The organism is Sorangium sp. So ce321 (assembly GCF_051530195.1).
GTDB lineage: Bacteria > Myxococcota_A > Polyangia > Polyangiales > Polyangiaceae > Sorangium.
On record NZ_CP150329.1, the window covers coordinates 3,450,001 to 3,476,945 of the forward strand.

The 26,945-nt window shown below is 69.2% G+C and carries 25 protein-coding genes and 1 rRNA gene (1 of these 26 running past the window's edge); 14 read left to right on the plus strand and 12 right to left on the minus strand.

What is annotated here, in order from left to right; all coding sequences use genetic code 11:
* The 6 genes from WME89_RS13405 to WME89_RS13430 form a co-directional block, all read left to right on the plus strand.
* Positions 1-668 (plus strand): 23S ribosomal RNA (locus WME89_RS13405) (it extends 2,341 nt beyond the left edge of the window).
* A gap of 456 nt (positions 669-1,124) precedes the next feature.
* On the plus strand, positions 1,125-1,367 hold the full coding sequence (locus WME89_RS13410; RefSeq protein WP_438009569.1) for a hypothetical protein: 243 nt from the start codon (positions 1,125-1,127) through the stop codon (positions 1,365-1,367).
* Positions 1,364-3,187 (plus strand): hypothetical protein, encoded by a 1,824-nt coding sequence (locus tag WME89_RS13415; RefSeq protein ID WP_438009570.1) that lies wholly within the window; start codon positions 1,364-1,366, stop codon positions 3,185-3,187. The genes WME89_RS13410 and WME89_RS13415 overlap by 4 nt, the downstream gene beginning before the upstream one ends.
* Before the next feature lie 291 nt (positions 3,188-3,478).
* Complete coding sequence (locus tag WME89_RS13420) at positions 3,479-4,291, plus strand: DUF1206 domain-containing protein (protein ID WP_438009571.1); 813 nt, start codon at positions 3,479-3,481, stop codon at positions 4,289-4,291.
* A 67-nt stretch (positions 4,292-4,358) separates the two neighbouring features.
* The gene (locus WME89_RS13425; RefSeq protein ID WP_438009572.1) at positions 4,359-5,138 is read left to right on the plus strand and encodes an N-acyl homoserine lactonase family protein; all 780 of its coding nucleotides are present in this window, start codon (positions 4,359-4,361) and stop codon (positions 5,136-5,138) included.
* Between the two features lie 91 nt (positions 5,139-5,229).
* Entirely contained in the window at positions 5,230-5,604 is a 375-nt protein-coding gene (locus tag WME89_RS13430; RefSeq protein WP_437667120.1) for a zf-TFIIB domain-containing protein, read from the plus strand.
* 52 nt (positions 5,605-5,656) lie between these two features.
* Here WME89_RS13430 and WME89_RS13435 read toward each other — a convergent pair whose 3' ends face one another.
* From WME89_RS13435 to WME89_RS13455, 5 genes are all read right to left on the minus strand, one after another.
* Positions 5,657-6,502 carry a class II glutamine amidotransferase gene (locus WME89_RS13435; protein ID WP_438009573.1) on the minus strand — a complete coding sequence of 282 codons (846 nt, stop codon included), beginning with the start codon at positions 6,500-6,502 and terminating at the stop codon, positions 5,657-5,659.
* Positions 6,495-7,877 (minus strand): hypothetical protein, encoded by a 1,383-nt coding sequence (locus WME89_RS13440; RefSeq protein ID WP_438009574.1) that lies wholly within the window; start codon positions 7,875-7,877, stop codon positions 6,495-6,497. The genes WME89_RS13435 and WME89_RS13440 overlap by 8 nt, the downstream gene beginning before the upstream one ends.
* A 7-nt stretch (positions 7,878-7,884) precedes the next feature.
* The gene (locus WME89_RS13445) at positions 7,885-9,390 is read right to left on the minus strand and encodes a hypothetical protein (RefSeq protein WP_438009575.1); all 1,506 of its coding nucleotides are present in this window, start codon (positions 9,388-9,390) and stop codon (positions 7,885-7,887) included.
* Between the two features lie 319 nt (positions 9,391-9,709).
* A complete protein-coding gene (locus tag WME89_RS13450; protein WP_438009576.1) occupies positions 9,710-10,141 on the minus strand; it encodes a hypothetical protein in 432 nt (143 codons plus the stop codon).
* A 39-nt stretch (positions 10,142-10,180) separates the two neighbouring features.
* Positions 10,181-11,293, minus strand: a complete 1,113-nt coding sequence (locus tag WME89_RS13455) for an alpha/beta fold hydrolase (RefSeq protein ID WP_438009577.1) — start codon at positions 11,291-11,293, stop codon at positions 10,181-10,183.
* A 92-nt stretch (positions 11,294-11,385) separates the two neighbouring features.
* On the opposite strand from WME89_RS13455, the gene WME89_RS13460 reads away from it, so the two are divergent.
* Positions 11,386-12,207 carry a TetR/AcrR family transcriptional regulator gene (locus WME89_RS13460; RefSeq protein WP_438009578.1) on the plus strand — a complete coding sequence of 274 codons (822 nt, stop codon included), beginning with the start codon at positions 11,386-11,388 and terminating at the stop codon, positions 12,205-12,207.
* Positions 12,208-12,281: 74 nt separating this feature from the next.
* Here the strand turns inward: WME89_RS13460 and WME89_RS13465 are convergent, their stop codons facing one another.
* From WME89_RS13465 to WME89_RS13475, 3 genes are all read right to left on the minus strand, one after another.
* Positions 12,282-13,601: an ATP-dependent 6-phosphofructokinase gene (locus tag WME89_RS13465; RefSeq protein WP_438009579.1), complete on the minus strand. Its 1,320-nt coding sequence runs from the start codon at positions 13,599-13,601 to the stop codon at positions 12,282-12,284.
* A 202-nt stretch (positions 13,602-13,803) separates the two neighbouring features.
* A complete protein-coding gene (locus WME89_RS13470; protein WP_438009580.1) occupies positions 13,804-14,640 on the minus strand; it encodes a hypothetical protein in 837 nt (278 codons plus the stop codon).
* 64 nt (positions 14,641-14,704) lie between these two features.
* A complete protein-coding gene (locus WME89_RS13475; protein ID WP_438009581.1) occupies positions 14,705-15,001 on the minus strand; it encodes a hypothetical protein in 297 nt (98 codons plus the stop codon).
* A 137-nt stretch (positions 15,002-15,138) separates the two neighbouring features.
* Between WME89_RS13475 and WME89_RS13480 the strand changes: the two genes are divergently transcribed.
* Positions 15,139-16,380 carry a methyltransferase gene (locus WME89_RS13480; protein ID WP_438009582.1) on the plus strand — a complete coding sequence of 414 codons (1,242 nt, stop codon included), beginning with the start codon at positions 15,139-15,141 and terminating at the stop codon, positions 16,378-16,380.
* A gap of 171 nt (positions 16,381-16,551) precedes the next feature.
* Here WME89_RS13480 and WME89_RS13485 read toward each other — a convergent pair whose 3' ends face one another.
* The 4 genes from WME89_RS13485 to WME89_RS13500 form a co-directional block, all read right to left on the minus strand.
* Positions 16,552-17,520 carry a hypothetical protein gene (locus WME89_RS13485; RefSeq protein WP_438009583.1) on the minus strand — a complete coding sequence of 323 codons (969 nt, stop codon included), beginning with the start codon at positions 17,518-17,520 and terminating at the stop codon, positions 16,552-16,554.
* Between the two features lie 275 nt (positions 17,521-17,795).
* Positions 17,796-18,962 carry an ABC transporter permease gene (locus tag WME89_RS13490; RefSeq protein ID WP_438009584.1) on the minus strand — a complete coding sequence of 389 codons (1,167 nt, stop codon included), beginning with the start codon at positions 18,960-18,962 and terminating at the stop codon, positions 17,796-17,798.
* A gap of 20 nt (positions 18,963-18,982) precedes the next feature.
* Positions 18,983-20,149, minus strand: coding sequence for an ABC transporter permease (locus WME89_RS13495; RefSeq protein ID WP_438009585.1), 1,167 nt, complete (start codon positions 20,147-20,149; stop codon positions 18,983-18,985).
* Positions 20,146-20,316 carry a hypothetical protein gene (locus tag WME89_RS13500; protein WP_438009586.1) on the minus strand — a complete coding sequence of 57 codons (171 nt, stop codon included), beginning with the start codon at positions 20,314-20,316 and terminating at the stop codon, positions 20,146-20,148. Before WME89_RS13500 ends, WME89_RS13495 begins: the two co-directional genes overlap by 4 nt.
* Positions 20,317-20,680: 364 nt before the next feature.
* Here WME89_RS13500 and WME89_RS13505 point away from each other — a divergent pair, with 364 nt between their 5' ends.
* The 6 genes from WME89_RS13505 (at position 20,681) to WME89_RS13530 (ending at position 26,897) form a co-directional block, all read left to right on the plus strand.
* Positions 20,681-20,809, plus strand: a complete 129-nt coding sequence (locus tag WME89_RS13505) for a hypothetical protein (protein WP_438009587.1) — start codon at positions 20,681-20,683, stop codon at positions 20,807-20,809.
* A gap of 84 nt (positions 20,810-20,893) precedes the next feature.
* Positions 20,894-21,988: a phosphotransferase family protein gene (locus tag WME89_RS13510; protein ID WP_438009588.1), complete on the plus strand. Its 1,095-nt coding sequence runs from the start codon at positions 20,894-20,896 to the stop codon at positions 21,986-21,988.
* Positions 21,985-23,115: a T3SS effector HopA1 family protein gene (locus WME89_RS13515; protein WP_438009589.1), complete on the plus strand. Its 1,131-nt coding sequence runs from the start codon at positions 21,985-21,987 to the stop codon at positions 23,113-23,115. Before WME89_RS13510 ends, WME89_RS13515 begins: the two co-directional genes overlap by 4 nt.
* Positions 23,116-23,164: 49 nt before the next feature.
* Positions 23,165-24,466, plus strand: a complete 1,302-nt coding sequence (locus WME89_RS13520; RefSeq protein WP_438009590.1) for a YcaO-like family protein — start codon at positions 23,165-23,167, stop codon at positions 24,464-24,466.
* Positions 24,467-24,472: 6 nt separating this feature from the next.
* Positions 24,473-25,135 (plus strand): TfuA-related McrA-glycine thioamidation protein, encoded by a 663-nt coding sequence (locus WME89_RS13525; protein ID WP_438009591.1) that lies wholly within the window; start codon positions 24,473-24,475, stop codon positions 25,133-25,135.
* Between the two features lie 73 nt (positions 25,136-25,208).
* Positions 25,209-26,897 carry a hypothetical protein gene (locus tag WME89_RS13530; protein WP_438009592.1) on the plus strand — a complete coding sequence of 563 codons (1,689 nt, stop codon included), beginning with the start codon at positions 25,209-25,211 and terminating at the stop codon, positions 26,895-26,897.
* Positions 26,898-26,945: the final 48 nt, after the last annotated feature.

Here is a 26,945-nt window from a genome sequence, read left to right on the forward strand (position 1 = left end):
GTGGGCAGTTTGACTGGGGCGGTCGCCTCCTAAAAAGTAACGGAGGCGTGCGAAGGTTCCCTCAGCCTGATTGGAAACCAGGCGTAGAGTGCAAACGCACAAGGGAGCTTAACTGTGAGACCGACAGGTCGAACAGGTGCGAAAGCAGGCGTTAGTGATCCGGTGGTTCTGTATGGAAGGGCCATCGCTCATCGGATAAAAGGTACTCTGGGGATAACAGGCTGATCGCGCCTGAGAGTTCATATCGGCGGCGCGGTTTGGCACCTCGATGTCGGCCCATCGCATCCTGGGGCTGGAGCAGGTCCCAAGGGTTCGGCTGTTCGCCGATTAAAGCGGTACGCGAGCTGGGTTTAAAACGTCGTGAGACAGTTTGGTCCCTATCTGCCGTGGGCGTAGGACACTTGAGAGGAGCTGCCCATAGTACGAGAGGACCTGGGTGGACGTACCTCTGGTGCTCCGGTTGTCCTGCCAAGGGCATAGCCGGGTAGCCATGTACGGAACGGATAACCGCTGAAAGCATCTAAGCGGGAAGCCGGCCTCAAGACTAGGTGTCCCGGGCCGCAAGGCCCCTAAAGACCCCTCGTAGACCACGAGGTTGATAGGCCGGGTGTGGAAGCCGAGCAATCGGAGGAGCTAACCGGTACTAATAGGTCGTGCGGCTTGACCATACTCCATGGAACGTGACGAGCATCGCGCCCGGAGCTCGGGTGTGAGCAGCGTGTCGCAGCGAGACGACGCTTCAAGATTCTAAAGCCTGCATGGCGAACGTCATGCGGGCTTTTTTCGTTTGTGCTCCGAGCCTGGAAAACTCGGGGTTTTCGGAGTTCTACCGGGGATCCGAGGCGGCCGGCCCCCGCGGAGGGGGCTCGTCACCCCGCGCGAAGGGCACCCTCCGCCGGGGCCTGCGATAGGCTCGCTCACGGCTGCCCCGTTCCGATGCCGCCAGGCCGGCGAAGGCGCCCGCGCAGCGGGACCCAGCGGCTCGCGGAACGGAAGCACGAGGCGACCCTCGACGGGGCGGTGCTGGGCTCCAGACGGCCCCGCCCCCGGGGACCTCGGCTGCGCAGCTTTACCACGCCGGTTCCAGATGTACGGCGCGCTGCGGTTGTGGCTATGTTCGCCGCATGCTGCCTCTGACGAAGTGGCGCACGCGGACGGCGCAGCGCGTCGAGCCGCGTGAGGGATCCGAGCGCCTCGAGCCTCCGTACGCGGCTCGCCTCGGTGGCGCGAACCTTCCGGCGACAGCGGTCCTCTGGGCCCACGGCGAGCACCTGCCCGCCGATGGCTGGGACGAGCCCGAGGCGACGCGGGTGGCCGCGCGCCGCGCGCTCCACGGAGGAGCGGGACAGGCGCTCCTGGCACGATGACAGCGCATCTGGAAACCACGTTGCCCGGGGGCGAACGAGCCGAGCTCTCCGCCGACTCAGCGGCAGGGCAGGGCGCGGCAGCAGACCTGGTGGAGCGCCTCCCCTCGCCGCCGCGTGCGGCGGTGCGCAGGCTCGCCTCGGCCTGCTTCTGGATCACGATGGCGCTCTGCCTCGCGCTGATGGCCTGCAAGACGGCGGCGCACTTCGACGTGAGCACGCTCTGGGACGACGCGTACATGTTCCAGCGCTACGCGCACAACATCGTCGCCGGGCACGGTATCTCGTGGAACCCGCAGGGGCCGCCGGCCTACGGGCTCACCTCGCTCGCCTTCGTCGTCGCCGCCGTGCCGTTCCACCTCATCACCGGCGGCAACACGAGCCTCGCCGCGATGCTGCAGAGCTTCGTCTGCGGCCCGGTGCTGCTCGTCCTGCTCGTCCTGCTCGTCCTGCGCGCGGCCGGCGACGGCAAGGGCGCGCGCCTGTCCTGCTTCGCCCTCGTCGCGTTCTGCGTCGCCCGCTCGACGCTGACCGACCACTTCGTGAGCGGCATGGACACTTCGTTCGGCCTCTGCTTCCTCACCGCGTACCTGCTCCTCGCGCAGCGGGTGCTCGGCGAGGCCCGGGTCGCCGGCGGGGCGGCGCTCGGCGCCTTCGGCGGGCTCGCCTTCTCGGTGCGGCCGGAGCTCACGGCGTACGCCGTCCTCGTCCCGCTCGCGCTCGTCGCGCTCGAGCGCGACCGGGCCCGCCGGCGCTTCGGGCTCGCTGCCCTCGCCGCGACGGCGGGCATCCTCGCCCTTCATCTCGGTGCCGCCAGGCTGTACTTCGGCTCGCCCGTCCCGCTCCCCTTCTACGCCAAGTCGACGAACCTCTACGGATCAGGGATCCTCCGCGCCTACCGCGGCCGGCCGACCATCGATCTCCTCGACTGGCTCGACTTCTTCTGGCCGCTCTTCGCCGTCATCGCGCTCGACGTGCTCGTGGGCCTCGGCGCGCGTCAGGCGGCCCCCGTCACGCCCGCGGAGGAGGGGCAGAGGACAGGTCGTCGGGCGTGGTGGGCGGCGTGGTGGGCAGCCTCCTCGGCGTTCGACAGGGGGGTCCTCGCCGCGACGCTCGTGTGCCTCGCCTACTCGTGGCTGTTCGTCGTCCCGATCATGGGGTTTTCGCAGAGGTTCTATTACGCGCCGCTGCCAGGCCTCATCTACCTCGCTTGCCGGAGCGCCGTCCGGCTCGCGCGGACGCTCTCCGACTCCCTCGGCCAGCCCGCGCCGGCCGCCCTGCCCGTCGCCGCCGTCGCCGCGCTGGCGATCCTCTGGCTGCACCTCTCCACGCCGCTCGCCACGGCCGGCAAGGACCTCGCGGGCGCCGTCGCGGCGAACCGGCTCGGACACTTCGACGTCGTCAAGCACGGCAGCACCTCGGGACCGCAGAAGTACTGGTTCGCGATCGATCGCGTCTCGACGCTCCCCGACGACCTCGTCATCGCCACGACCGAGGTCGGGATGCTCGGCGCGATGAACCTCGACAAGACGATCCTCGACATGGCTGGCCTCAACGACCGGCGCTTCGCGCTCGAGCCGTTCTCGGCGGACAGGTTCTTCGAGGCCTACAAGCCCGATCTCATCTACATGCCACACCCCCATTACGTGAAGATGACCCAGGACCTCGAGGCCCACCCCGAGATGTCCCGTTACGTCAGCTACTCCAAGAAGAAGCTCGGGACGCTGGATTTCGGCATCGCCATCCGCCGCGACAGCCGGTACTTCGAGCAGCTGCAGCAGATCGTGAAGGACAGGACGAGCACGAAGTCGAGCTCGAACTGACGCTCCGCGGCGCGCGGTCGATGACAGGCTGTCTGCTGGCCTTCGGACGTGCGCGCCACTGACCCTCAGCGACGAGGCGATCGGCGCTGCCTCGCGCCGCGGCCGACGCGCGGCGCCCGCCGGTGAGGCAGTCTTGAGGCGAGGCGTGGCGGCGCGCCCCAGACCTCGAGCGCTCGAGCCGCGCCATGCGCCCGATGCGCCCGATGCGCCGCGCTCGATCGGTGGCATGTCCGCTGCACAAGCGAGTTCCCAGGAGAGCTGAAAACCATGGGAATTCCGGTACAGAGAGAAATGTTCACTCAGCCTGAAAACAACGGCTGGGTGCGCACCCTGGCCAGGTTCGGGTTTGCTGCCAAGGGCCTCGTCTACGTGCTCATCGGCGCGCTGTCGCTCCAGGCTGCCTTCGGCGGCGGCGGGCGGACGGCCGGCGGGCGCGAGGCGGTCGGGGTCCTCGGCGAGCAACCCTTCGGGCAAGCGCTGCTGTTCATCGTGGGGATCGGCCTCCTCGGGTACGCGCTGTGGCGCGAGGTCCTCGCCCTCAAGGACCCGGGCCACGTCGGCAAGGACGCGAAGGGCACGGCCGAGCGCGTTGGCTGGGCCGTGAGCGGCGTCATCTCGGCGGGGCTCGCGCTCACCGCGTTCCAGCTCGCGCTCGGCCGCAGCAGCGGCGGGGGCGACGGGTCGCGCACCTGGGTCGGCAAGCTGATGGAGCAGCCGTTCGGGGGCGTCCTGGTCGGCATCGCGGGGCTCGTGGTGATCGGCGTCGCCGTCCAGCAGTTCCGCAAGGCGATGAAGTCGCGCTTCGCGAGGGACCTCAGCACGCAGGCCATGAGCCCGCCCGAGCGCACCTGGGTGTTCCGCATGGCGCGCGTCGGGCTCGTCTCCCGCGGCGTCGTCTTCAGCATCATCGGCGTGGCGCTGATCAAGGCCGGGATCGCCCACGATCCCGGCCAGTCGAAGGGGGTCCGCGAGGCGCTCTCGACCGTCGCCGAGTCGCCCTTCGGGACGGCGCTGCTCGTGCTCGTCGCGGCCGGCCTGTGCGCCTACGGCGTGTACATGTTCTTTTGCACGAAGTACTCGAATCTGGCACACCCCGCGGCGTAGCTCCGCCGGAATCAGAGATGAGGAGATGAGGAGACGAGGAGACGAGGAGACGAGGAGAGGCCGCGCGATGAGCACCGAAGTCTCCAGGCTCCATGTGCTGCTCTGCGGCTTCGAGATCCTGGAGAAGACGGTCTCGACGCGCGACCGCGGGGGGCGCTTCATCCTCGCCGAGCCGGTCTCGGCTTACCTGCTCGAGACGGCGCGGGGGCACGTGCTCGTCGACGCGGGGCTGAACAGCGCGCTCGTCCACGACCCAGCGCTGCGCGAGGAGCACTACACGAAGCGCGGGATCCGCCCGCCGGTCATCCTCCCCGAGCACGAGCTCGCCCACCAGCTCGAGCAGATCGGGGTGGGGCCAGAGGACGTGCGTCACGTCATCCTGACGCACATGCACCTCGACCACGCGGGGAACCTCGGGATGTTCCGCCACGCGCGCATCTCGGTGCAGCGGGCGGAGCACGCGTACGCGTTCAGCCCGGACCACGGGCCCGCCTGGTTCGAGCGCGACTACGACCTGCCCGACCTGCGCTGGGACCTCGTCGAGGGCGACTGGGAGGCGATGCCCGGCCTCGAGGTCGTGCTGACGCGCGGCCACACGCCCGGCCACCAGTCGGTGGTCGTCGCGCTGGAGGAGACCGGCAGCCTCGTGCTCGTGGGCGACGCGGGCGACCTCGCGGAGAACTTCACCGACGAGGTGCTCCCCGGCGAGAGCGTCGACGACGAGGCCGCGCTCGCCAGCATCCGCCGGCTCAAGCAGATCGCGCGAGAGCGCGGCGCGGAGCTCCTCCTCGGCCACGATCCGCAGCTCATCCAGAAGGTGCGGCTCGCGCCGGAGTCCTACGCATGAGCTGCGCCGCCGGCCGCTCCGCCCTTCACGGCATCCGGCTCCTCTGGTAGCCTCGCCCCAGATCGCGGCGCCGGCCGCGCTGGAGCCCTACGTGAACTGCCCGAAATGCACCGCCTCGATGGAGATCATCACCTACGGCGGGATCGACGTCGACCGATGCACCGCCTGCGGCGGCATCTGGTTCGACAGCCGCGAGAAGGAGTCGCTCAAGGCGATGGAGGGCTCCCAGCAGATCGACACGGGCGATCCCGCGGTGGGGCGGAAGAACAACGAGATCCGGAAGGTGCCGTGTCCGCGCTGCACGACGCCGATGGTGCGCATGGTCGACCCGCAGCAGGCGCACATCTGGTACGAGACCTGTAGCGTGTGCGGCGGCGTCTACTTCGACGCCGGCGAGTTCCGCGACTACAAGGAGCACACGATCGGCGACTTCTTCCGGAGCCTCTTCGTCCGGCCGCGCAGCTGAAGCGAGCCGCCGGCCGGCGCCGCGGAGACGGCCCCTCTCCGGCCAGCGCAGCTCAGCAGGGCTGGCCCTGCTCGGCGATGCCCTGCTCGGCGAGCGAGCCGCGCGCGGAGGCGTCGGCGAACGTCGCCAGGAGCTCGCCCGCGCGGAAGACCCACAGCGTGCCGGGGGTCGCCTTGCTCCAGAGCTCGTCGCGCGTGAGCGGCTCGGTGGCCACGACGGCCATGCGCGCGTCGGGGCCCATGCCGTGGACGTCGTTGAAGTTCACCTTGAGGTCCGCGTCCACGAGGGTCGCCTCGCCGAAGGGGGCGTGGCGGATGATGCAGGAGAGGTTGTCGCCGCAACGGGCGAAGAGGTGCTCGCCGTCCGCGAAGAGGAAGTTGAAGACTCCATCGCTGCCGAGCTCGTTCCCGAGCTCGTACAGCGTCTTCCCCAGCTCCCGCCCGTCGGTCGGGTACTGCGCGCCATAGGCGCTCCGGAGCTCCTCGAGGATGACGCAGAAGGCATGCTCGCTGTCGGTGTCACCGATGGGCGTCTCGATGTGGAGCTTTCGATCCCTGACCGTGGGCAGGGTGCCGTTGTGCGCGAACACGATGTGTCGCCGGTGGAGCACCCGCATGAAAGGATGCGTGTTCTTCATGGCCGCTCCACCGCGCGTCATCTTGCGCACGTGGGCGATGGAGAGCGCCGTGTGGATCGGGTTCTCGCGGATGAACCGGGCGAGGGGGCTCGAGAAGGCCGGGTGAGGCTCGAGGAACGTCCGCGCGAACAGCCCGTCGTACAGCGAGACGCCCCAGCCGTCGGCGTGCGGGCCTGTCTGCCCCCCGCGCAGCGCGAGCCCCGTGAACGAGAACACGATGTCCGTCGGCACGTTCGAGACCATGCCAAGGAGCTCACACATGGCGTGTATCCTCCCGCGGCGCGCGCGCATCGTCAACGATCAAGAGCCCGGTGACCCCGCCGCCCGCGGAGACGTTGCTCACCGCGGAGGCCGACAGCCGCACCATCGCGCCCTCCATGCGGCCAGCGAAGACGAAGGGGCACAGGTCGAAATAGACCTCCTCCTGCACGATCCCGTCGCGGAACGTCGGCATGCGCGCGGTGCGCGAGCGGCTGCGCTCCTGCACGATCGCGAGCTGCTCGCCGGCGCCGCGGACAGCCTCCCTCCACGCGGCGGGGGGCGTCTGCCACCCGAGCAGCACGCCCTTGCCGCCGTACTCGTCGTTCGGCTTCAGCACGAAGCTCTCCTGCTCGCCGAGGATGAGCTCGACGAGATCCACCTCGCGGCCCTTCCACGCGGTCCGGCCTGGCCTCACCCGGCGCGTCCAGGGGATGTGCGCTGCGATGGCGGCCCGCTGCTCGGGCGAGAAGAGGCCAGAGAACGCAGGATCGCTGAGGACCGCGAAGGCGGCCTTCTTGTTGAGCGGCTTCGTGCGGAGCGAGTTCGCCACGTACGCCGCGCGGTCGCGGTAGGCGCGGACCAGGGGATGATCGACGCCGCGCCGCTCGATGAGCTCCTGCGAGATCACCCGCCGGTAGACGAGGTCGATCGGCTCCCCGCCGGCGGAGAGGCGGGCCCCGTCGTACTCGAGCTCGTCCGGATCGAGGATCCGCGTCCGGTGCCCGTCGGCCGAGAGCAGGGCGGACAGCACCTTGAACTCGGCCGACGTGTCGACGGTGGCCCAGTCGACGATGGCTATCGTGGGCCGCGGCGCGCGCCCGCCCCACGCGGCGTACCCCTCGAGCAGGGCGCGGATCAGCCCGCGGTGCGGCGCGGGCGTGCGCAGGCCCGCCCGGCCGCGCAAAGGCGCCATGTGGGGCAGCTCCATCAGCGTCTGCTCGACGAGGAGCTGATCGGTGATGCCCGCCGGAGAGTCGGCGTTGAGCTCGATGAATTGAAAGCCGCCCTCGGTCACCATCATGTCGAGGCGCCCGACCGTGAGGAACGGCCCCCCGCCGGGATCCACGGCCGCGAGGGCGCGCTCGTCCGCGGAGAGCCCCAGCTCCTCGGCCAGGGCAGCGTCGGTGAGGGCGCGCCGCGCGACGCGCTCGAGCGCGGCGGCGATCCGCTCGGCGGCGCGGGCGACAGCGGCGTAGTCCTGCTCCGAGATGAGGTAGGGCCGCAGGTGGCGGCACAGCGCGCGCGCGCCGTGCACGAGCCCGAGCTTCTTCTGGACCTCGAGGAACGACGCGAACCGCGCCGCGTCGATCGCTCCCGGCGCGGAGAGCCCTCTGTCGAGCTGCTCCGCGAGGGCCGTTGTCGCGTTCCACGTCATGACGCCCTCACGTCGCGGCGACGCCGGGGATCGTCCAGGCGTGCACGGGTTTTCCGGAGTCGACCTCGGCCATGTACCGCTCCAGCATCATCCTGAGCGCCTCTTCTCGCGGCGCGCCGCGCGCCTCCATCGCCTCCAGCGCGCGGAGCTGCCATACGGCCCCGGTGACGCCCTTCGCGACACGCCGCTCGAAGACCTCCAGGAACCGGCGCGCCTCTGCCGCGTCAACGCCCGCGGTCGCGAGCCCTTCCTCGACCTGCGGCAGCAGCGACAGGAGGAGATCGCGCGCGCGGATGCCCTTCGGCGCGGCCCCCGGCCCCGTCGGCCAGACCAGCTCGGCGTCGAGGCCGTACTGCGCGGCGTGGTAGAAGTTCCTGGCGGCGAGGCTGAAGGGGAACGAAGGCAGGAGCTCCGTGACGGAGGGCGCGAGGGCGAGGATGCCCCCGAGGAGGAAGCTCCCGTTCGCGAGCATGTCGTCGAGGGTGGGGCCGGACGGCAAGGCGCGCAGCTCGATCCGCAGGTGGCCGCCGCCGGCCGGGTCGTACACCGGTCGGTTCCAGTTCCAGACCGTGCCGTGGTGCAGGCGGAGCTCGTGGAGCTGGGGCACGCCGCCGGCCCGCGCGCAGGCGAGGTCGTCCTCGTCGCTGCACACGGGGAGGATGGGCTCGTGCAGCGCGACGCTCTCCATGAACAGCTCCGCCGCGCCCTCGCGCACCCAGCCGGTGCCGAAGCCGATGCGGGCCGGCTTCTTCCAGTCGGTGTCCGGGTCCGGCGGGCGGTCGTCGCCGGCCTGCTTGAACACGGCGACCCGCGTCTCGTGCCACAGCCGGTGACCGAGGAAGATGGGAGAGTTGCCGGACGCCGCGAGCACGGGCGCCGTCATCATCATGGCCGCGTTGAACAGCCGCGCGAACTCGTCGGGGTTCGCCCGGAGGTGGACTTGAAAGGCGGTGTTCGCCGCCTCCATCGCGGGGTCGTCCGACATCAGCTCCAGCGGCTCGGCGCCGTCGATGCGGATATGGAACGGCGCCTTGCGCAGCCGGCAGAGCCCCGCGGCGAGCGCGCGGTAGCGGGGCAGGTTCGTGATCGTCGCGGGGCTGAAGTCCTGCCGGCGGAAGGTCGGCAGGATGCTGACCGGGACCACGCGCGCGCCCCGCGCCTCGGCGCGCTGGCGGATCGACGCGGCGGTCGCGCGCATCTGCTCGCGCAGGGCGGAGAACGGCCGGCCGGCGAGCGGCACCGCCTGCGTGCTGAGCTCGATGTCGAACGCGCCCATCTCCGGTGTGATCATCGGGCTCGCCGCCGCGCGGGCGATCTCCGGCCCGAGCGGCACGGGGCGCGCCTCGCGGTCGACGAGGAACAACTCGAGCTCGGTGCCGATCGTCGTGTCCCCCAGGCCGAACCCCGGCCTGCTGAGCACCATCTCCAGGGCCGTGAGGTTCTGCTGGAGGCGCGCTTTGAACAGGCCGTAATCCACGGTCTTGAAATGATCTTGCTGGATCTCGATGCCCAAGGGACCTCCCGCGGCGATCTCGGCGAGAGCTGATCCGTCGTTCAATACGGGTTCCAGCCGTGGGCTGGAGCAGGCGCGCCGCCGGGATCGTGAATCTTTCTGCCGGGATTCAGGTGTTGCAAACACAGGGCCAGGGTGGGCGAGCCCGGCGATGGGCGTGCTGCAGAGGTGGTTTGTTCCTGGTCGCGCGGCGCCGAGCGCCCGTCGAGCTCGACCGGTGTGGCGCGGTTGCGGCGTGTGGCAAAACGCAGCGTGAGCTGCGCCCAGGCGAGGTCGCCCGGGTTTCACCGCGGGGCGGCTTCCACCCCGCGCGGGCGGCTCACTGCTCGGGGGCGCGCGGGACGCGCTGGACGAGGCACTGCCCCGACGCGCAGCGGGCGACCGAGTCCTCCTTCGGCGCCATGCACTTCGCGACGGGGCAGCTCACGGCGGCGCAGCTCTGGGCGCGCCACTGCTGGAGCGCCGCGAGCGCGTCGCGGTGGAACGCCTGGTCGCACGGCGGGCAGAGCTGGTCGCAGCAGTCCTCGGTGCGGGCGCACGACACGACGCAGTCGGCGTCCGTCTCGCACCGGGGACCGGACGCGGCGCCGCTGCCGTCTCCGGCGGCGGTCCCTGGGTCCGTCGGGGTCGCGGACGTGACCGCGGTGGGCGTGGACTGCGCCGGGGCCTGCGCCGGGGCTTCGTTGTGACAGCTGGCGAGGCAGGAGAGGGTGACGAGCGCGAGCGAGCGCGAGAGCGACGAGGTGTTCATGGCGGCCATCATGGCACGGGGAGTGTCGGAGACGGAGCTCTACAGCGGATTGTCCGCCCGCGCGTACTGCTGGCCTGGCGCGGCCGCCGCGGTGACCAGCGGGCGCACGTGGGTGAGCAGCTCGGTGAGGAACTGCTCCGGCCGGGTGAACGCGGCGAAGTGCCCTGCGTCCCTGATGAGCGCGAACGCCTTGTGCGGCGCCTCGACCTCGGCGAAGTACTCCTCGGCGAGCGAGGTCATGGTGTACACGTCGGCCTCGCCCTGGAAGAGGAAGAACGGCACCTCGAAGCGGGTGCCCAGCCGCCGGGCGTCGAAGGTCATGGACTCGTCGAACAGCCGGGCCGCGGCGAACTCGAGGCCGGCGACGACGTGAACGATGTCGCGGAGCGTGTAGGTCGGCGAGGAGAGGATCAGCGGGAGCAACAGCCTCCGGTCCAGGTCGCGCACCATCGGATCGGTCCTCATGACCCACCGCTGCTTCGCGTTCCAGCCGCGCACATCCCAGCGCGACGGATCGGCGCCGATCGCCTCGAGCGCCGCGACTCCCCCGGCGTTGCCCGCCGCGCGCAGCCGCGCGAGCGTCAGCTCGTAGGAAAGGACCTCGCTGCGCGCCATGTTCACGTTCTGGTCAGTGCCGACATAGGCCGAGAACAGGTCGGGCCGGCGCTGGACCATGGGCACGCCCACCAGCGTGCCCATCGAGCTGGCCAGCAGGACCACCCTGTCCTGCCCGAGGTGCGCGCGCAGGAGCTCGGCGACCTCGATCCCGTCGTCGACCATGCGGCCGAAGGTCATCTCCCCGCTGCCCGCCTTGCCGTTGCGTCCCAGGGTCTTGCCCACGCCGCGCCGGTCCCACTGGACCACCGTGAAGTGCCGCTCCCACGGCCGGAGGATCGGCGTGAACATCGAGTACGGCGAGCCCGGGCCGCCGTGCAGCACGAGCAGCACCGGGTTGTCCCGGTCCTCGCCCCGGATCCCGATCCACTGGTCGATGCCGCCGATCCGGACGAACCGGTCCTCGACGATCCCGTTCGGGGCGTGGATCTCCAGCGCCCTGGCGATCCGGCGCTGGCGCGCCGCGCGGTAGGCCAGCCCGCCGAGCGCCGGCGCTGCGAGGAGACCGGCCACGCCGGCCAGGAGGGCGGGGATCATGTCGCCGCCTCGATCGCCGTCTCGGTCGCCGCCCCGAAGGGCAAACTGTTTATGTCGTATACCATTTAGTTTATGGGATAAGCAGTTCCGGGATGGCCGTCAAGAGGCGTCAGGGAAGACCGCGGGACCGCGCGGCGGTCGCGCGCGCGGGGGCGGGGAGGGAAGCGAACGGCGACGCCCCGCCCGGGGACGGGGCGCGCAGCGCCGAGCTGCTCTGGGGGGAGCGGGAGCGGCCGAGCCGCGGGCCCAAGCCTGGCCTCAGCGTCGAGCGCATCGTGCGGGCCGCGATCGGGATCGCGGACGCCGAGGGGCTCGCGGCCGTCTCGATGCAGCGGGTCGCGAGCGAGTTCGGCTTCACGACGATGGCGCTGTACCGCTACGTGCCGGGCAAGGCCGAGCTGGTCGACCTCATGATCGACACGGCGATCGGTGAGCCGCCGGCCCTGGACGGCGTGGCAGGCGGGTGGCGGCCGAAGATCGAGGCGTGGGCCCGGCATGTGTGGGCGGCCTTCCACCGGCACCCCTGGGCGCTGGGAGCCACCGGACACCCCCGGCTCATGGGGCCGAACGAGCTGGGCTGGCTGGATTCGGCGCTCGGCGCGCTCTCCGGAACCGGCCTCGCCCCGGGGGAGCGGCTCGACGCGTTCCTCGTCGTCCTCGGCCACGTCCGGACCGCGGCGCACCACGCGGTGGAGAGGTCCCGGCGGCAACAGGGCGGCGTGACGGACGAGGCGTGGGGGGCCTTCCTGGTGGAGCTCGTGCAGAAGCACGGCGACCGCTACCCGGCGGTGAGAGAGGCCATGTCCTCGGGCGCCTTCGGGCCGCCCGAGGGCGACGGGCTGGAGTTCGGTCTGCGCTGCGTGCTGGACGGCATCGGGGTGCTCATCGCGGCGCGCGCGGCGCGGTCCGCGTGACGGCGCGCAGCGGGGCGCCGGGCGTGCTTCCGCCGGGGGCGGCGCGCGCCCTCCCGCGCGGCCGGGGGACCGGGCTAGGAGAACGAGAGCGGCTGTCCCGTGGCCTCCACGACGGCCATCCACAGGTCGTCCGTCGGCTCCACCTGCTTGCGCATGCGGACCGCGAGCGACATGGGCACGTGGACGAAGCGGCCGTGCCACCGGCCGATGAGCATCTCGGTGTTGCCCGCCATCGCGGCGTGGGCCGCGTTCCGGGCCATGTTCCAGCAATACACGCTGTCCGACGGGGACGCCGGGACGCTGCGGATATGATAGCTCGGGTCGAGGTACTTCAGCGTCGCCTCGACCCCGCGCGCCCGGAAATACGCGTTGATGCGATCCCGCAGGACGAGGCCGATGTCCTTCAGCTTGACGTTGCCGCTGAGGTCGGTCGCCATCGGCTCCGCGCTCGGGGAGCAGTGCTCCTGCAGGGCTCCCTCGGCCACGACGACGACGGCGTTGCCGTGGCGGGCCAGCCGCCGCTCGAGGTGCGCGAGCAGCCCGCACGGGCCGTCGAGCTCGGCGCGGACCTCGGGGATGAGGACCACGTCGACGTCCGCCGACGCGAGCGCCGCCGTGCAGGCGATGAAGCCCGAGTGCCGGCCCATCAGCTTGACCAGGCCGATGCCGTTCTTCGCCCCCGAGGCCTCCACGTGCGCGCTGCGGATGACGTCCACGGCGGCGGCAAAGGCGCTCTCGAAGCCGAAGCTGCGGTCGATGAAGTGGATGTCGTTGTCGATGGTCTTGGGCACGCCGATGACGCCGATCGGCAGGCGGCGCTCCTCGATGGCCCTGACGAGCGACATCGCGCCGCGGATGGTGCCGTCTCCGCCGACGACGAAGAGCACGTTGATGCCGAGGGACTCGAGCGTGTCCACCATCTGGTGCGGGTCCTGGTTGCCGCGGGAGGTGCCGAGGACGGTGCCGCCCATGCGGTGGATCTCCTCGACATTGGGGGGGTCGAGGCGCATCGGGGCATGCCCGAAGCGCGCGGCCAGCCCCTCGTAGCCGTAACGAAAGCCGAAGACGTGCTGGACGCCGTAGCTGTGCGCGAGCGTGAGCACGAGCCCGCGGATGACGTTGTTCACGCCGGGGCACAGGCCGCCGCACGTCACGATGCCGGCGCGCATCTCCCGCGGATCCCAGAAGACGCGGTTGCGCGGCCCGGCCAGCTCGAACGCCGGCGGCCGCGGGCCGGAGGCGCCCGCGAGGACGGTGGACAGGCGATCGTCGAACAGCACCTTGTCGGCCTCCCCGACGTACACCGTGGCCTTCTCGCCGAGCTTCTCGGCGACGGGCGAGGGGTACCGGCAGGGGCCGAGATCCTTGATGGCGAGATCGGCTGGGGTCACCACGTGGAATGCCTCCGGGGGTGAGAGCACCACCCTGCGGCGCGAGCCGCCGCGGGGCCCCGCCATTGTCTCGCGGCGCCGGTTTCGTCGGCTTTTCGGGAGCGAGAAGGTGTCGTATCGCGCTGGCGGTCGCGCCCGGCGCCGCGCGTCGACGCCGGCGGCCTCCCGAGCCGGAGCGTTCGCCCAGGCGCGGCCGGAGACCGCGCTAGAACTCGAGCATCAGCCCTATCGACGGGTAGATGATGAAGCTGTCGAGATCGACGGCGACCGCCCGCTCTCCGAGCACGGCGAGCTCACCGCTCGAGAAGATCTCCGCGAGCGTCAGCTCGAAGCCGAGGAACACGTGCTTGTAGCCGAGGGCGACGCCCGCCTGGCCGCCCACGTAGAGCCCGGTGCCGGAGAACGACGCGAGCTCGCGCTCGCCCGGGTAGCCGGTGAAGGCGGGCAGATCCACGACGAGCGCTGTGTCGAACGTCGTGAACATGAGCCGAGGGCCGCCCCAGACCCGGTACCATGTGCCCGCCGTCCCGATCTGGATCGGCAGATCGATCTGCCATCGCGTGAAGTCCTCGAGCTCGACCAGGCCAAGGATGCTCCCGACAGGCAGATCGATCACGTAGCGCCCGACCCCGGCGCCGGCCGTCAGGTCGACGCCGTGCTTGTCGCGCTTCAGGAGCTGATACCGGGTGCCCAGGCGAAACGCGCTGCCGGTGTAACGGAGGTTGAGCTCCCAGCGGTCGAGCGCCGTGTAGCCGACCCCGATGTGCGGCGTGACCGACGGCGGGTTCAGGGCGAGCGCGCCGCCCGCCTCGAAGAGCGTTTGCCGCTCGCCCTCCGTCAGCTCCCGCGACTCCGCGATGTTCGCCAGCACGACGCCGGCGTCCACGACCGACGCGATCGCGCCGGTCGGGACCGAGACGTCGAGCCCGAGCTCGGCCTGCACATGGCCCTTGTCGGCCACGTGGGCTGGCTGGAAGGTGGAGAGCGCCGGAGCGCAACCGCACGTCCAGAGGGAGAGGAGCGCGAAGGCGAGCAGCCGCATGATGTCTTGAGTACGCTACCATGCGCGCCCTCTTCCCTGGGCCGGAGCACGGAAGGATCGGGGGTCAGTCCCGCCCCTTCTTCACGCCGATGTCCTCGTAGGGGTTCGGCCGGCCCTCGCCCTCGTCGCCGCCGGTGGCGCCTTTGCCGCCGAGATCGCCGTGGCCGTGCGTCGCGCCCACGGCGCCCTCGGTGTCGCCGCCCTGGTGCGTCCCGCCGGGGTTCTCGCCCTTCTGGTACGCCTCGGCGCTCTCCTGCGAGCTCTTGCCGCCGTGCTGCGCCTCGCCCGCGCGCCGCTGCGTGCGCTCGTCGACGTGCTGCTGGTCCTTGCCCTCGGTGCCCTTCTTGTTCTGGTTATCCATGGGCCTCTCATGGAGCGGGGGTGCCCGGCCGCAAGCCCCCCGCCGGCCAGCGCGCCGCCCGCGAGCGCCGCCAGCGATCAGGCCGCCTTCCGTGCGCCGCGCCGATCCGGTAGTGCTGCTCCCTGCTCCGGCCCCGCATGCTCCCGTCGACACGGCCTCCGTCCGTCGCCCAGCGCCTCGAGCGCGCCCTCGAGGTGCTCGTGCCGGCGCTCGACATCGTCGAGGCGCGCGTCGACGAGGGCGCGCCGCCGGCCTGGTGCGAGGCGCGGGGCTGGACGGGGTTCCTCCTCTCGCTCGCCGACGGGGATCTCGCCCGCTGCGAGGCCGAGGGGCTCGCGCCGTGCATCGACGGGCTCGACGGCGCGCCGCCGAGCCTGAAGGCCCTCGCGCGCGCCGCGGACGAGGCCGCGAGGTTGCCGCGGCGGCCGGTCCAGCCGCTGGCGCCGGCGTCCCTCGACGAGCTCAAGGCGGTGCCCGCGCGCAAGCGGCTCCAGCTCGAGGCCCTGCTCGGCGCCGTGGCGCCGATGGCCGCTCGCGCCCGCCGGCTCGTGGACGTGGGCGCGGGGCACGGGCACTTCACCCGCCTGGCCGCCGCGCGCTTCGAGCGCGACGCTGTCGGCCTGGAGCGCGAGCCCGATCGCGTCGCGACCGCCTCCGCGCTGGCCGCGGGGGGCCGGGCGCGCTTCGTCGCGTTCGACGCCTGCGAGGAGGCGCTCGCGTTCGCCCCGGACGACCTGTCCGTCGGCCTGCACGCCTGCGGGGAGCTCGGGGACCGCATGGTGGTGGCGGCGGCGGAGGCGCCCTGCGATCTCGCGCTCGTCTCGTGCTGCCTGCAGAAGATCGGCGCGCCGGCCCGCGCCCCGCTCTCGGCCGCGGGCAGGGCGGCGGGGCTCGTCCTGCGGCGCGAGGCGCTCGGCCTCACCAACCTCACGGCGCGCCGCGCCGGGGTCGAGGCGAGCCTGGACGAGGAGCTCGCCGCGCGCGAGCGGCGGCATGCGCTGCTCTCGCTGCTCCGGGGCCGCGGGCTCGAGGTGGCCCAGGGCGAGGAGATGCGCGGGATCAACCGGCGGCGCGCGCACGGCGGGCTGCGCGAGCTCGCGGCGCGGGCGCTCGCGCTGCGGGGCCTGGCCCCGGCGACCGAGGCCGAGCTCCACGCGCGCGAGGCGGCGGCGCGGGCGGCGTTCGGGCGGATGCGCCGGCTCACGCTGCCGCGGTACCTCCTGGCCCGGCTGACGGAGGTCGCGGTCGCGCTGGACCGGGCGATGGCCCTCGGCGAGCGGGGCCATGAGGTGGAGGCGGCCGTCGTCTTCGCGCCCGAGGTGACGCCGCGGAACATCGCCATCTTCGCGAGCGCGCGGCCGGGAGGGCTCGGCGGCTGAGGCGGCGCGGCGGAGTATCGGCCCGCCGCGCCGCCGCGCCTCGACCGAGGTCCTTGATGGCGAGATCGGCAGAGGTCGCCAGAGGAGCCGCTGCTTCGAAAGGAACGGGGGCGGCTCGACCTGCACCGCGGGCTCGGCATGCGCGAGCGTCGGGCAGGAGCGCTGAGCGGGTCACGCCCACATCAGGACCGGGCTTTGCCGCTTGTACTTGAGGAACGCCTGGATCGAAACCCGAGGGCCGCCCTGCATCGTCGTCACCGCATGCGGTCGCCCCGTATTGAGCATCACAAGATCGCCAGCTTCGATACTCAGACGGATGGGAGGAGGAAGGAGCCCCTGGACGTAGGTTTGCAGCTCCTCGTCCATGTAGCTAGGCGCCAGGAAGAAATTGCTGATGAGACTCCAATGCCTCACCAGCGAGAGGCGAGGATTCCAGATATAGAGGTCGCCGCCTCTCGTGGGCTTCTTGAGGTAGATATTGACCGAAAAAACGCCCTGTTGACTGCTCAGCAGAGGTGCGCTGTCAGCGTGGCAGTTGAGCGGACGCTCCCGCATTTCGGCGTTGTCGTGCATCACGCGGATGAGCGAGGGCCTCATTGGATGCCCTTTGTACTCCTTCAGCTTGAGGCCGTGCTTCCAATGCTTGTTGATCAGATCGCGGAACGAATCGATCGGAAATGGATGCGGTGCCGCAAGCGCGCGCATCACCTCAGGGCCAGATACGGCGGATGTAAAATAATCCGTCCATTCCTCCTGGCTGCGAGCTGCCACGTTGAACGGCACTCCGAGGGTGTCGACGTCGCTCTTCTTGTATACCTTTTTGGGATCGCGGACATTCCAGTTCACGAGATCCTGTTTCAAGATATTGTTCGAGAGCGTGTCGCACGCTTCTCTGCTCACGAACTGCGGGATGTGAATGGCGCAGATGCGGTTGGAGAAGAGGGCTGCGAGCGCGCGCGGCGTCAGCGTCGCAGTGCGAGCGACCGCGCTTCGATCCGACTCGATCTCCTTGGCGCCCAGGACTCTATCGAGCGCCGTCCCGAGGACCTTCGAAAACGGGGAAGCCACGATGCGCATGCCGATGCGAGCAGCGAGAGGCGTTGGATTTTTGGGTCTCTCGGGAATGGTGATGGCTTCCATGGCGGCAGCGTACAGGATACGAGAACTCTCGCCCGTGTCAACCGCTTCATTGGCGCCCGAGCACCTCGCCGTAGCGCGCATGCGCGGAGGCCAGCTCGTCGCGAAGCGGCTCGCCGCCGAGGCTATCGAGCATCGAGCATCGAGCATCGTGTTACGTCCATCGTGTCCAATCCGTGACTCTCGAGGAGACCGAGCCGGATGCTGGCATGGTCCCACTTCTTCTCGGGCTTGATGGAAATGCAGACCAGGCCGCCGGCGATAGGGTCGCGCTCCGGTCAGCCTCTCATCGCCTCGATCGGGCTCATCCGCGCCGCCCGCACCGCCGGGAAGAGGCCTCCGAGGAGCCCCATTCCGACGGACAGGAGCAGCGAGCGCACGAGGATCCCGAGCGTCGGCTCGGCCGTGAATACGATCTCCGCGAACGTGGCGAAGTTCACGATCGAGAACCGCACGAAGCCCATCGACAGGGAGGCGACGACCCCTAACAGCCCACCCAGCAGCGCGAGCAGGCTCGACTCGATCAGGAACGAGAGAAGGATGCTCCGCCGGGAGAAGCCGAGCGCTCGCAGCGTGCCGATCTCCCTCTGTCTGTTGGCGACCGACGCGTACATCGTGATGATCGCGCCGATGATCGCGCCGAGCGATGTGAGCACCGCGATCAGCGTGCCCATGGCAGTGACGAAGAGGCTCGTCACCTCCGACTGCTTCTCGTAGTACTCGCTTTCGCGCATCACCACGAGGCCGAGCTGCCGGTCCTGACCGATGTTGGCGGCGAAGGAGTCGAGCGTGTTGGCCGAGATCAGCCTGACCCGGATCGAGGAGACGGTACCCTGTTTGCCGAACGCTGCGCTCACCGTGTGCAGATCGGCCCAGACCTCGGATTCGTACGAGGAGCCACCGTCCTCGAAGACGCCGACCACCCTGACCGGTCGGTTCTTCCGCAAGTCGAAGGTGTCGCCCACGCGGAGCCCCTGGAAGCGCCCGGCGATGGCCTTCCCGACGATGACCTCGTCGGTGCCCGGCTGCGCCGGCCTCCCCTCGACGATCTTCGCGGTGGAGCGGAAGGCCAGCGCGTCGTCCGGCACCCCGCGGACCTGCACGTTGGAAATTCCCTCGGCGCCCAGCTTCCCGAGGAGGATGACCGCGACCGCCTCTCCTACACCATCGGGCGTGTTGTCCGGGCGCTTCGCGACCTCGGGGCTGCTCAGGACGGCAGCGACCTTCTGCTCCTCGATACCGCTCGGCAGCTCGGAGCGGGACCCCTTGCGGAGCACCATCGCCACGTCGTCTCGCGCCGAGCGGCCCAGGGTGCGCCGAATGCTGTTCGCGAGCATCATCGAGGAGGCGAAGACGAACACCACGAGGCCGAGGCCGATCGCGCTTCCTATCGTGGTGGTCCGGCGCACGGCGAGGCTACGGAGGTTATAGGAGATGGGGATCATGGCTTCTGGCTGCCTCGACGTCAGGTCACGCGACGGAGCGAATCAGCCACCGAAAACTTCGAGGCTCGGTAGGCGGGGATGAGCGCCGCGGTCACGGAGAGCGCGGACGCGAGGAGCACCGCCGCGACCATCGTGGTCGGATCGATGCGGAAGTAGGGGAACATCGCGCCCATGTTCTCCTCCAGCCAGCGGCCCATCCCGATCTCGACGACGGGGTAGGACACGGCGAGGCCCAGGATCCCCGCGAGCACCCCCATCGTGAGCGCCTCGCCGAGGATGAAGGTCCAGATGTGTCGCGGCTGAAAACCGAGCGCGCGAAGCACCCCGTATTCCCGTGTCCGCTCGCGGACGCCCATCGCGATGGTGTTGCCGAGTATCATCAGCATGGTGACCAGGATGAGAACGGAGGCGGCCTTGAGCCCGGTGAGGATCGCGGAGAGCATCGCCATGAAGGACAGGTTGAACGCTCGCTCGCTCGTGGTCACGGTCTGGATGTCCTTGTCCGCGAAGAGCCTGTCGACGGCGGCACAGATCTCCGCGCTCCGCTCGGGGTCATCGATCCTCGCCATCACCCAGCCGATCTGCTCTCGCTGCAGGTCCGGGAGAGAGTCGTTCAGGTAGTCCCAGTGGAAGATGAACTGGGAGCGGTCGATCGACTTGCGCGTGGCCTGGTAGATGCCCGAGACGGTGAACTGCCAGTCCCCGGGATAGATGGTGCCGACCAGGTTGATCCTGTCGCCGACGTTGACGCCGAGCTTCCTCGCGAGCACATCGCCGAGGATCGCCCCGGTGCGATCGGACCGCCAGCGCGCCATGTCGACCGGCGTGACGACCATCTCGTCGTACAGCTCGAAGAAGGTGCTCGAGTCGACCGCCATGGAGGCGAATACGTTGTTCGGGTCGCGCGGATCCTTGCCGGCGAACAACGTCGCGTAGCTGACCGAGGGAATGCCGGGCACCTCCTTCACCAGCTCGGCGTAGCGCTTCGGGAGGCTCATGAGCAACGACACCGTATGTCGCGTCGCGATCCGGTCCTTGGCTGCGTGCTCGATCGCGACATTCCACGCGGTGAGGACCGTGCGCAGGAGCACGAACGCGAGCACGGCCACCGCGGTGCCGAGGATGGTGAGCAGGGTTCGAAATCGGTTACGCAACGCATTGCGTGCTGCGATGGAGACCAGGTTCATAGGCGGCTCTCCTTGTCGAGTGGACGGAGCACCATTGCCCGCTCGGCCGCCTTCCGGTCGCGGGTGACCATGAGGATGGCGTCCTTCAACTCCTGCTCGAGCTTCCCCACGATGCGACGAGAAGCTCGATCGGCGCTGAGCTGATCTGTCACGGCGAGCGACCCCATACCACGATCGGCGCGGCGCGTGGAGCAGCTAGTCGGTACCCCGACCGGACGGCCCTCGGCAGTGCCCCATCGCCCTTCGCTGTAAACTTCTTTCCGCCAGCGGAGCGCGGTGACCATTCCTCCGGACGTCCCCTCCCCATCCCCGCGGCAATCGACCCACGACGGGGCGCCGTCCATAGTAGACGTCGGAAGGACCGGCGGCGATGGCATCCGCCCAGGACGAATAGCTCGCGGCCTATGAGCACGACTGCGTCTTGACATCCTTTCCAGGACCTGCTGGCCTTGGCATGCCGGTGAGATTCTTTTTTAACGATACCGGCAAGGGGACTACATGATTGATAACGAGCAAGAGCAGAGCTGTTCCGTGGGCCAAGAGATCGATCTGTTCGGGGAGGACGTCTCCCCGGAGGCGCTCGAGAGCTACATGAACAACAACTTCAGCCCTGAGGCTCAGGGGTCGCTCGTCGCTCTCCTCGCGGCGACGTTCCTCTGATCGATAGTCGAAGGTGATATGGCGCCGTCATAGCGCTCGGCGCTGTGACGGCGCTGTGCTCTCACGCGTGACTAGGACGGATGGATGAGCGAGCAACCCGGTCATGGGCTTCAGGGCGGGCTCCCCTTCTGGAGTGAGACAGAGCTCGCGTGCTGGCTCGACTCGCGAGGGCTCCTCGGCGCGCACAGGATCACGAAAATATCTCCGATGTCCCACCGCGCGATGGCCGCCTTGGTGGAGCTCGACGACGGCTCGGCGCTGTTCGTGAAAAGACCGATGCCCCACCGGCGCGAGGGGATGCTGCTCACGCTGATCTCGGGGCGCGAAGATCTGCGCGGCGTGCGTGATCTGCTGCCGTCGCTCCTGCACCATGACGAGGCGTCGAACGTGACCGTGACGGCGGGTCTCACCCACCAACGCTCGATGCGAGAGCTCTGCATGGCGCGCCCTCCGGAGGACGGTAGCCTCGTGCGCATGGTGGCCGAGGGGCTGTCGAGGCTGCATGCGACCTCGAAGGCTTCGGGCCTCGCCGCAGAGGGGGCGTGCCCCAAGCACGTGGAGAACCCCACCCCGACCTATGGGGGGCTCTCACCCACGAATTTCGCGCACGCCGTCGGGATAGGCTTTCCGGGGTTCCTCGCCGCGGCGCAGGAGATCAACGGGCCGCTGCGGTCGCTGCGCGACGCCTGGCACCCGGAGTGCCTCATTCACGGCGATTTCAAGGACGACAATATCATGGTCGACGCCCGCTCCGCGCAAGCGCCGAAGCTGACGTTCATCGACTGGGAGCTCGGTGGTTGGGGCGATCCGCTCTGGGATGTTGGCTGTCTGGTCGGACAGTTCTTGTATCACTGGGTCGCCTCCATTCAGCCGAGCAAGGAGAAGGATTTCGCATCGTGGGTGCGCAACGCCGCCGTCCCCTTTGCGGAGGTCCGCCGCGCGTCGAGCGCATTCGTGTCCTGTTACGCGGCGGCTTCAGGACGGGCGCTGGAAGGGCCGAACGGATGCCTGACCAAGATCGTCCAGTTCGCAGGGTTGTTCCTGCTCTACCGAGCGATCGCGACCCTCGAGGTCATGGGCATGCTGCCGAGCAGCGCCTCCTATTGCCTGCAGGTGGGCCGCGCGCTGATCGGTACCCCCGAGAAGTCGAAGGCCATCGTCATAGGACAGCTCTCATGATGGCACTTTGCGATGCGAGCCCTTACCACCAGGTCCTCCGCCGTATCGCGGCGGAGGTGTCGGTGACGAGCGAGAGCGATTATGCTCACGTCCCCGACGCGACGGTGCTCCCCGCTCTCGACCTGAGCCATGAGCTGCTCCCACCTCCCGCTTCGCCGTCCTGGCCGGCGGTCCTGCAGGGCTTATCGAATTTCATTTACGCGTATTACTATCTCGGAGATCCGAGCGAGACAAGGAACGCGCGGCGCAAGGGCCTCACGCCGAGCCCTATCGTGCTGCGCGAGGACGCGGAGTTTGGCGCATCGCTCCGGACGGCGAACCGAGGGAAGGGGTATGCCGATCCCGGCTGGCGCGTGCGCGGGACAGAACGTGGCGCGGTCGTCGTGGAAAAGAACCGCATCTCGCTCCTGGCGCGCGAGGGAGACATCGTTGAGCAGCCAACGCGCCTTGGCCCAGGCGACGAGGTCACGCTCCGCTTCCCAAATGACCGCCCCTATGCCTACCCAGGATACTACATGGCGGTGGGCGACGGCGGGCCAGCCACGCACGAGCTCCAGCGGGAGCTCCTGCGGATCTATTTCGATGTGCGCCCCCAGGGGGCGCCCGCGCTCATCGCGGCGCTCACGGGCGGAATGGGCGCCGCCCTGACGAAGTTCTCCGTGAAGGTGCTCAACAATCCCCTTGCATACACGCGCCCGGACGCGGCTGTCGCTTTCATGCTGCGCGACGAGTACCCGCGCGCGCGCGGGATGCTCAAGGACGTCGTGGACGCGCTGCGCCCTGATCTGGGTGAACGGGTCCCGGCGTTCGCGTGTCCTATCGCCTCCGGCGTGGGCGTCGCGGAAGAGCCACCCTCGGAGGGGCCGGTACGAACCAGCTTCGGTCAGCACCGTTGCGTCATCGTCGCGCGGGGGCTCGTGCGCGCGTTTCGCGATGGGGTCGAGGACGCCTCGATCCGCCTCCTGTACATCCTGCGGGAGCTTGATGCCACTGGCATCGATTCCTCGCGCCCTTACCTCAACCCTCGTTCGGCCGGCGTGTATGCTCCGCTCGATGACGTCGGGCCATCGGGCCGCCTCCGAGCGGGAGCATCGTCCGCTGCGTCCGCCACGTCAGATGGGGAATGAAATGCGACTAAAGAGTTCACCAAAACGACCAGGATTCCACAGAATAGTCATGCCCGAGGAGACGCTGGCGCGAGTGCAGCCGCTCATGAGGGCCGTCGGTATAACGAGGATTTCAGACATCACCGGGTTGGACCGCCTCGGTATCCCTGTCTGGAGCTCGGTCGTCCCCAAATCCCGGGACATGCTGTCCGTGTACAACGGCAAGGGCGCGACGCACATCGGCGCCAAGGTGGGCGCTATCATGGAGGCGTTCGAGCGTCACGCGGGCCTCACCTTCGAGCGGCCGTTCATTCGCACCTCGTACAACTCCATCTCGAAGCAGCGTCGGGCGCTCGACCCGGAGGCGGCCGGGATCGTCATGCACCCGACGTATACGAAGGACAAGGAGATCCTCTGGACCGAGGGGCACGATCTGTTCACGGGGGAAGAGATCCTCGTGCCGGCGGATCTCGCAGGCTACAACAGCATCCACGCCGCTGACCAGGCCGTCCGAGCCTACTTGATCTGTACGACGAACGGGCTCGCGTCCGGCAACACCTACGAGGAGGCGATCGCACAGGCGCTCTGCGAGGTCATCGAGCGTGACGCATGGACGATCGCCACCATATTGGCACACTGGTTGCCGCGCGCTCGGTTCGAGGCGGAGCGAGCGAAAGCTGGGCTCCCCCGCCTCGAGTGGGGGGGCAAGGACGAGCAACCCTTCTCGGATGACGGCGATCGCTATCCAGTCATCGATCCGAGCACCCTCGACGGTGAGGTGCGGCAGGTTTGTGACATGTACGTCGCCGCTGGGTTGCCGCCGACCTTGAGGGATATCACCTCGGACATCGGTGTCCCGACCATGGTGGTCACGGTCTCGGAGGAGGTCTCGCCGGATTTTCCGCGCGCCCATATCGGCGTAGGGGCGCACCAGGATCGCCGGGTCGCCGCGCTGCGCGCGCTGACCGAGGCCGCGCAGAGCCGGGTCGTCGACATCCAGGGGGTCCGCGAGGACATGACCAGCGCCGAGGAGAAGACATCGAAATACATGTCGCACGCCAAGCGGGTGTCGCGCATCAACCGGAAGAACTGGCTCCACATGGAGACGAGCAACAAGAGGTCGTTCGCAGATATCCCCTCGCTCCAGACCGAGGACACCCTGGACGACATCAAAGCGATGCTCGACGGCCTTCGTGCATGCGATCTCAACCTGGCCATCGAGGTCGACGTGACCAACCCCGAGATCGGCATCCCCGTGACGCGCGTGATCGTGCCAGGCCTCGAATCCTGGGCCGCCGATCACGGTCGCGTCGGAAAGCGAGGCGCGAAGCACTGGAACGCACACCGCGCATCGAGCCTGCGCAAGAGGTAAACTTCCATGCCGGTATCCACTGATCAGATCGTCATTTATGTCGGTCCCAGCCTTGCTGTCCATGACGCGCGGCAGATCCTAGACGCCGATTATCGCCCCCCCATCCGGCGCGGCGACATCGACGCGCTGATGCAGTCGCCTCCCAAGATCGTCGGTGTCATTGACGGTAAGTTCTTCCAGAGCTTCGCCATCTCCCCGAAGGAGATGCTCCCCGCGATCGAGGCGGGGGTCGTCATGCTCGGCTCCTCCAGCATGGGGGCGCTGCGCGCCGCGGAGCTCTACCCCTTCGGCATGATCGGGGTGGGGAGGATCTACGAGATGTACAAGACCGGCGAGATCGATGCCGACGACGAGGTCGCGATGGTCTTCGACGGGGACGATGGGCGCGCCTACTCCGTGCCGATGGTCAATATCCGAGTCGCGCTCGAGAGCGCTGTCAAGGAAGGCGTCATCAGCGCGGAGAGTGAGAGCACATTGATCAAGCTCATCAAGGACGTGTACTTCCCCGAGCGCAGCTACCCTATGATGCTGAAGCTCGCGGCCGGTCGGATGCCCGAGCGAGAGCTCGCCGATCTGCACCAGTACCTTCAGGAGCGCGCGCCCGACGCGAAGCGGAACGATGCAATTCAATTGCTCCACGATGTCAAGCGGATCGCGGCAACGCTCTGAGCGCGAGCTCCCCGCCGTGGGGGATGGGCGCCGATGCTCGGGCTCGGCGCCCCTCTCGACCTAGAGGTGAGCGATGCCTGTTGAACGCGCCTTGCCGAGCGCGGAGGCCGGGCTAGGGGAGCTCCTCTCAGGGCCAGACGGGGGCATCCTCACGGCGCTGCTCGGGGTCACCTCGGTCGTCCTGGTTCTCTGTCTCCTGCTCGTGTACCGGCGGTGGCCCGTGCTTTCGGTGATCCCGATCTTCATGGGTTCGGTGCTCCTCACGGCGCTCGGTGCCTTCCTCGTTCGACCAGCCGTCGTCCTCCCTTACCTGCGGCTGGCAGCGGCGCTTTCGGTCCCTCTCGAGATCCTCGTCGCGGGCTGGGTCGTCTACGTGGTGCTCCGCGCGAGGCGGAGCTTCCGGACCGCGGGCGCCGATGGCGATTTTCACGAGCGGACCCTCGCAGCCGTGCGCGCCGCCGCGGGCAATAGTCGCCTCTCCGACATCGTCGCCACCGAGGTGTCGCTGCTCTACCATGCGCTGTTCTCCTGGCGCGCGCGCCCGGTCGCCGCGCCCGGGCAGACGCTCCACCCCTATCGACGGGAGGCCGGCTATGGTGTGGCGCTCCCGGTGCTCTTGATGGTGATCGCCATCGAGACGACGATCGTCCACGTCCTGCTCTCCGGCTTCTACCCTCCTGTCAAGTGGGCCCTCATGGTGGCCGGCCTCTACGCGATGCTGTGGATCGTGGCCGATCACCGGGCGACAGCGGTCCGCCCCATGCTCCTCGACCGCGACGCGCTTCGGGTCAGGGCGGGTCTGCGACGGAGCGCGCGCATCCCGCTCTCCAGTATCGCCGCGGTGCGCTGTCTGAGCGCGGCGCCCCCGCGTGGCACACCTGGTTACGTCAACCTGGTGCTCTTCGGACGGCCACGGATGCTCGTCGAGCTCAAGGAGCCGACGCGGCTCGAGGGGCCTTATGGGACGACCAGGCAGGGTCAGAGTCTCGGTATCTCCGTCGATGACTGGCCCGCTTTCCAGCGTGCGCTCTCGGGTTTCGGCGTCGCGTTCGAGGGCGAGCACGAGAGCACCTCCGACGATGTCTTCGATCGGCTCCGCGAGGGGCTCAGGAGCTCCCTTCGGAGCACGACCGCTGCAGACTTGCTGGCTCGCGAGCTCTCGCTCCTCGCCTGTGCGTTCTTTTTCTTTTGGCTCGCGCCCTCCGCTCCCGCTTCCGGCGAGGCGTTCACCGTTCACCGCAAGAGCGGCTACGGCGCGGTCCTCGGCGTGCTCCTCTTGCTCGCGCTCGGGGAGCTCGCGGCCGTTCACCTGATCCTCCACGACACGAGCGCGGTCGCGTCCAATGTGCTCTTGGCGCTGAGCGTCTACGGGATCGTCTGGTTGTTCGGCGACTATCAGGCGCTGCGCCTGCGCCGAGTTCTCGTCGTTCGCGGCATGCTGCTCGTCCGGGTCGGCCTGCGGGCGGAGGTCCGGGTCTCGCTGAAGGACGTGGAGGCCATCGAGCGTCTCCCGGCCTCAGGCGAGCCAGATCGGCGTTCGGGCTATGTCCGGTGCACCGCGATGGGGGCACCTGAGCTGCTCATTCGTCTGCGCAGACCTGTGGAGGCCGAGGGGATGTTCCGTCGAAGTCGGAAGGTTACATGCATCGGCATCACCGTCGACGACGAGGCGAAGTTCATCCGCGCCGTGGAGGCGCGGCGCGACCTCGAGCCCGGCGGCGGAGCTCCGATGCACCCGCCGGCCGCGCCGTGCCCGATCTGACGATGAGAGATGCCATTGGAGCCGCGATAACAAGTCATGATATTCGGC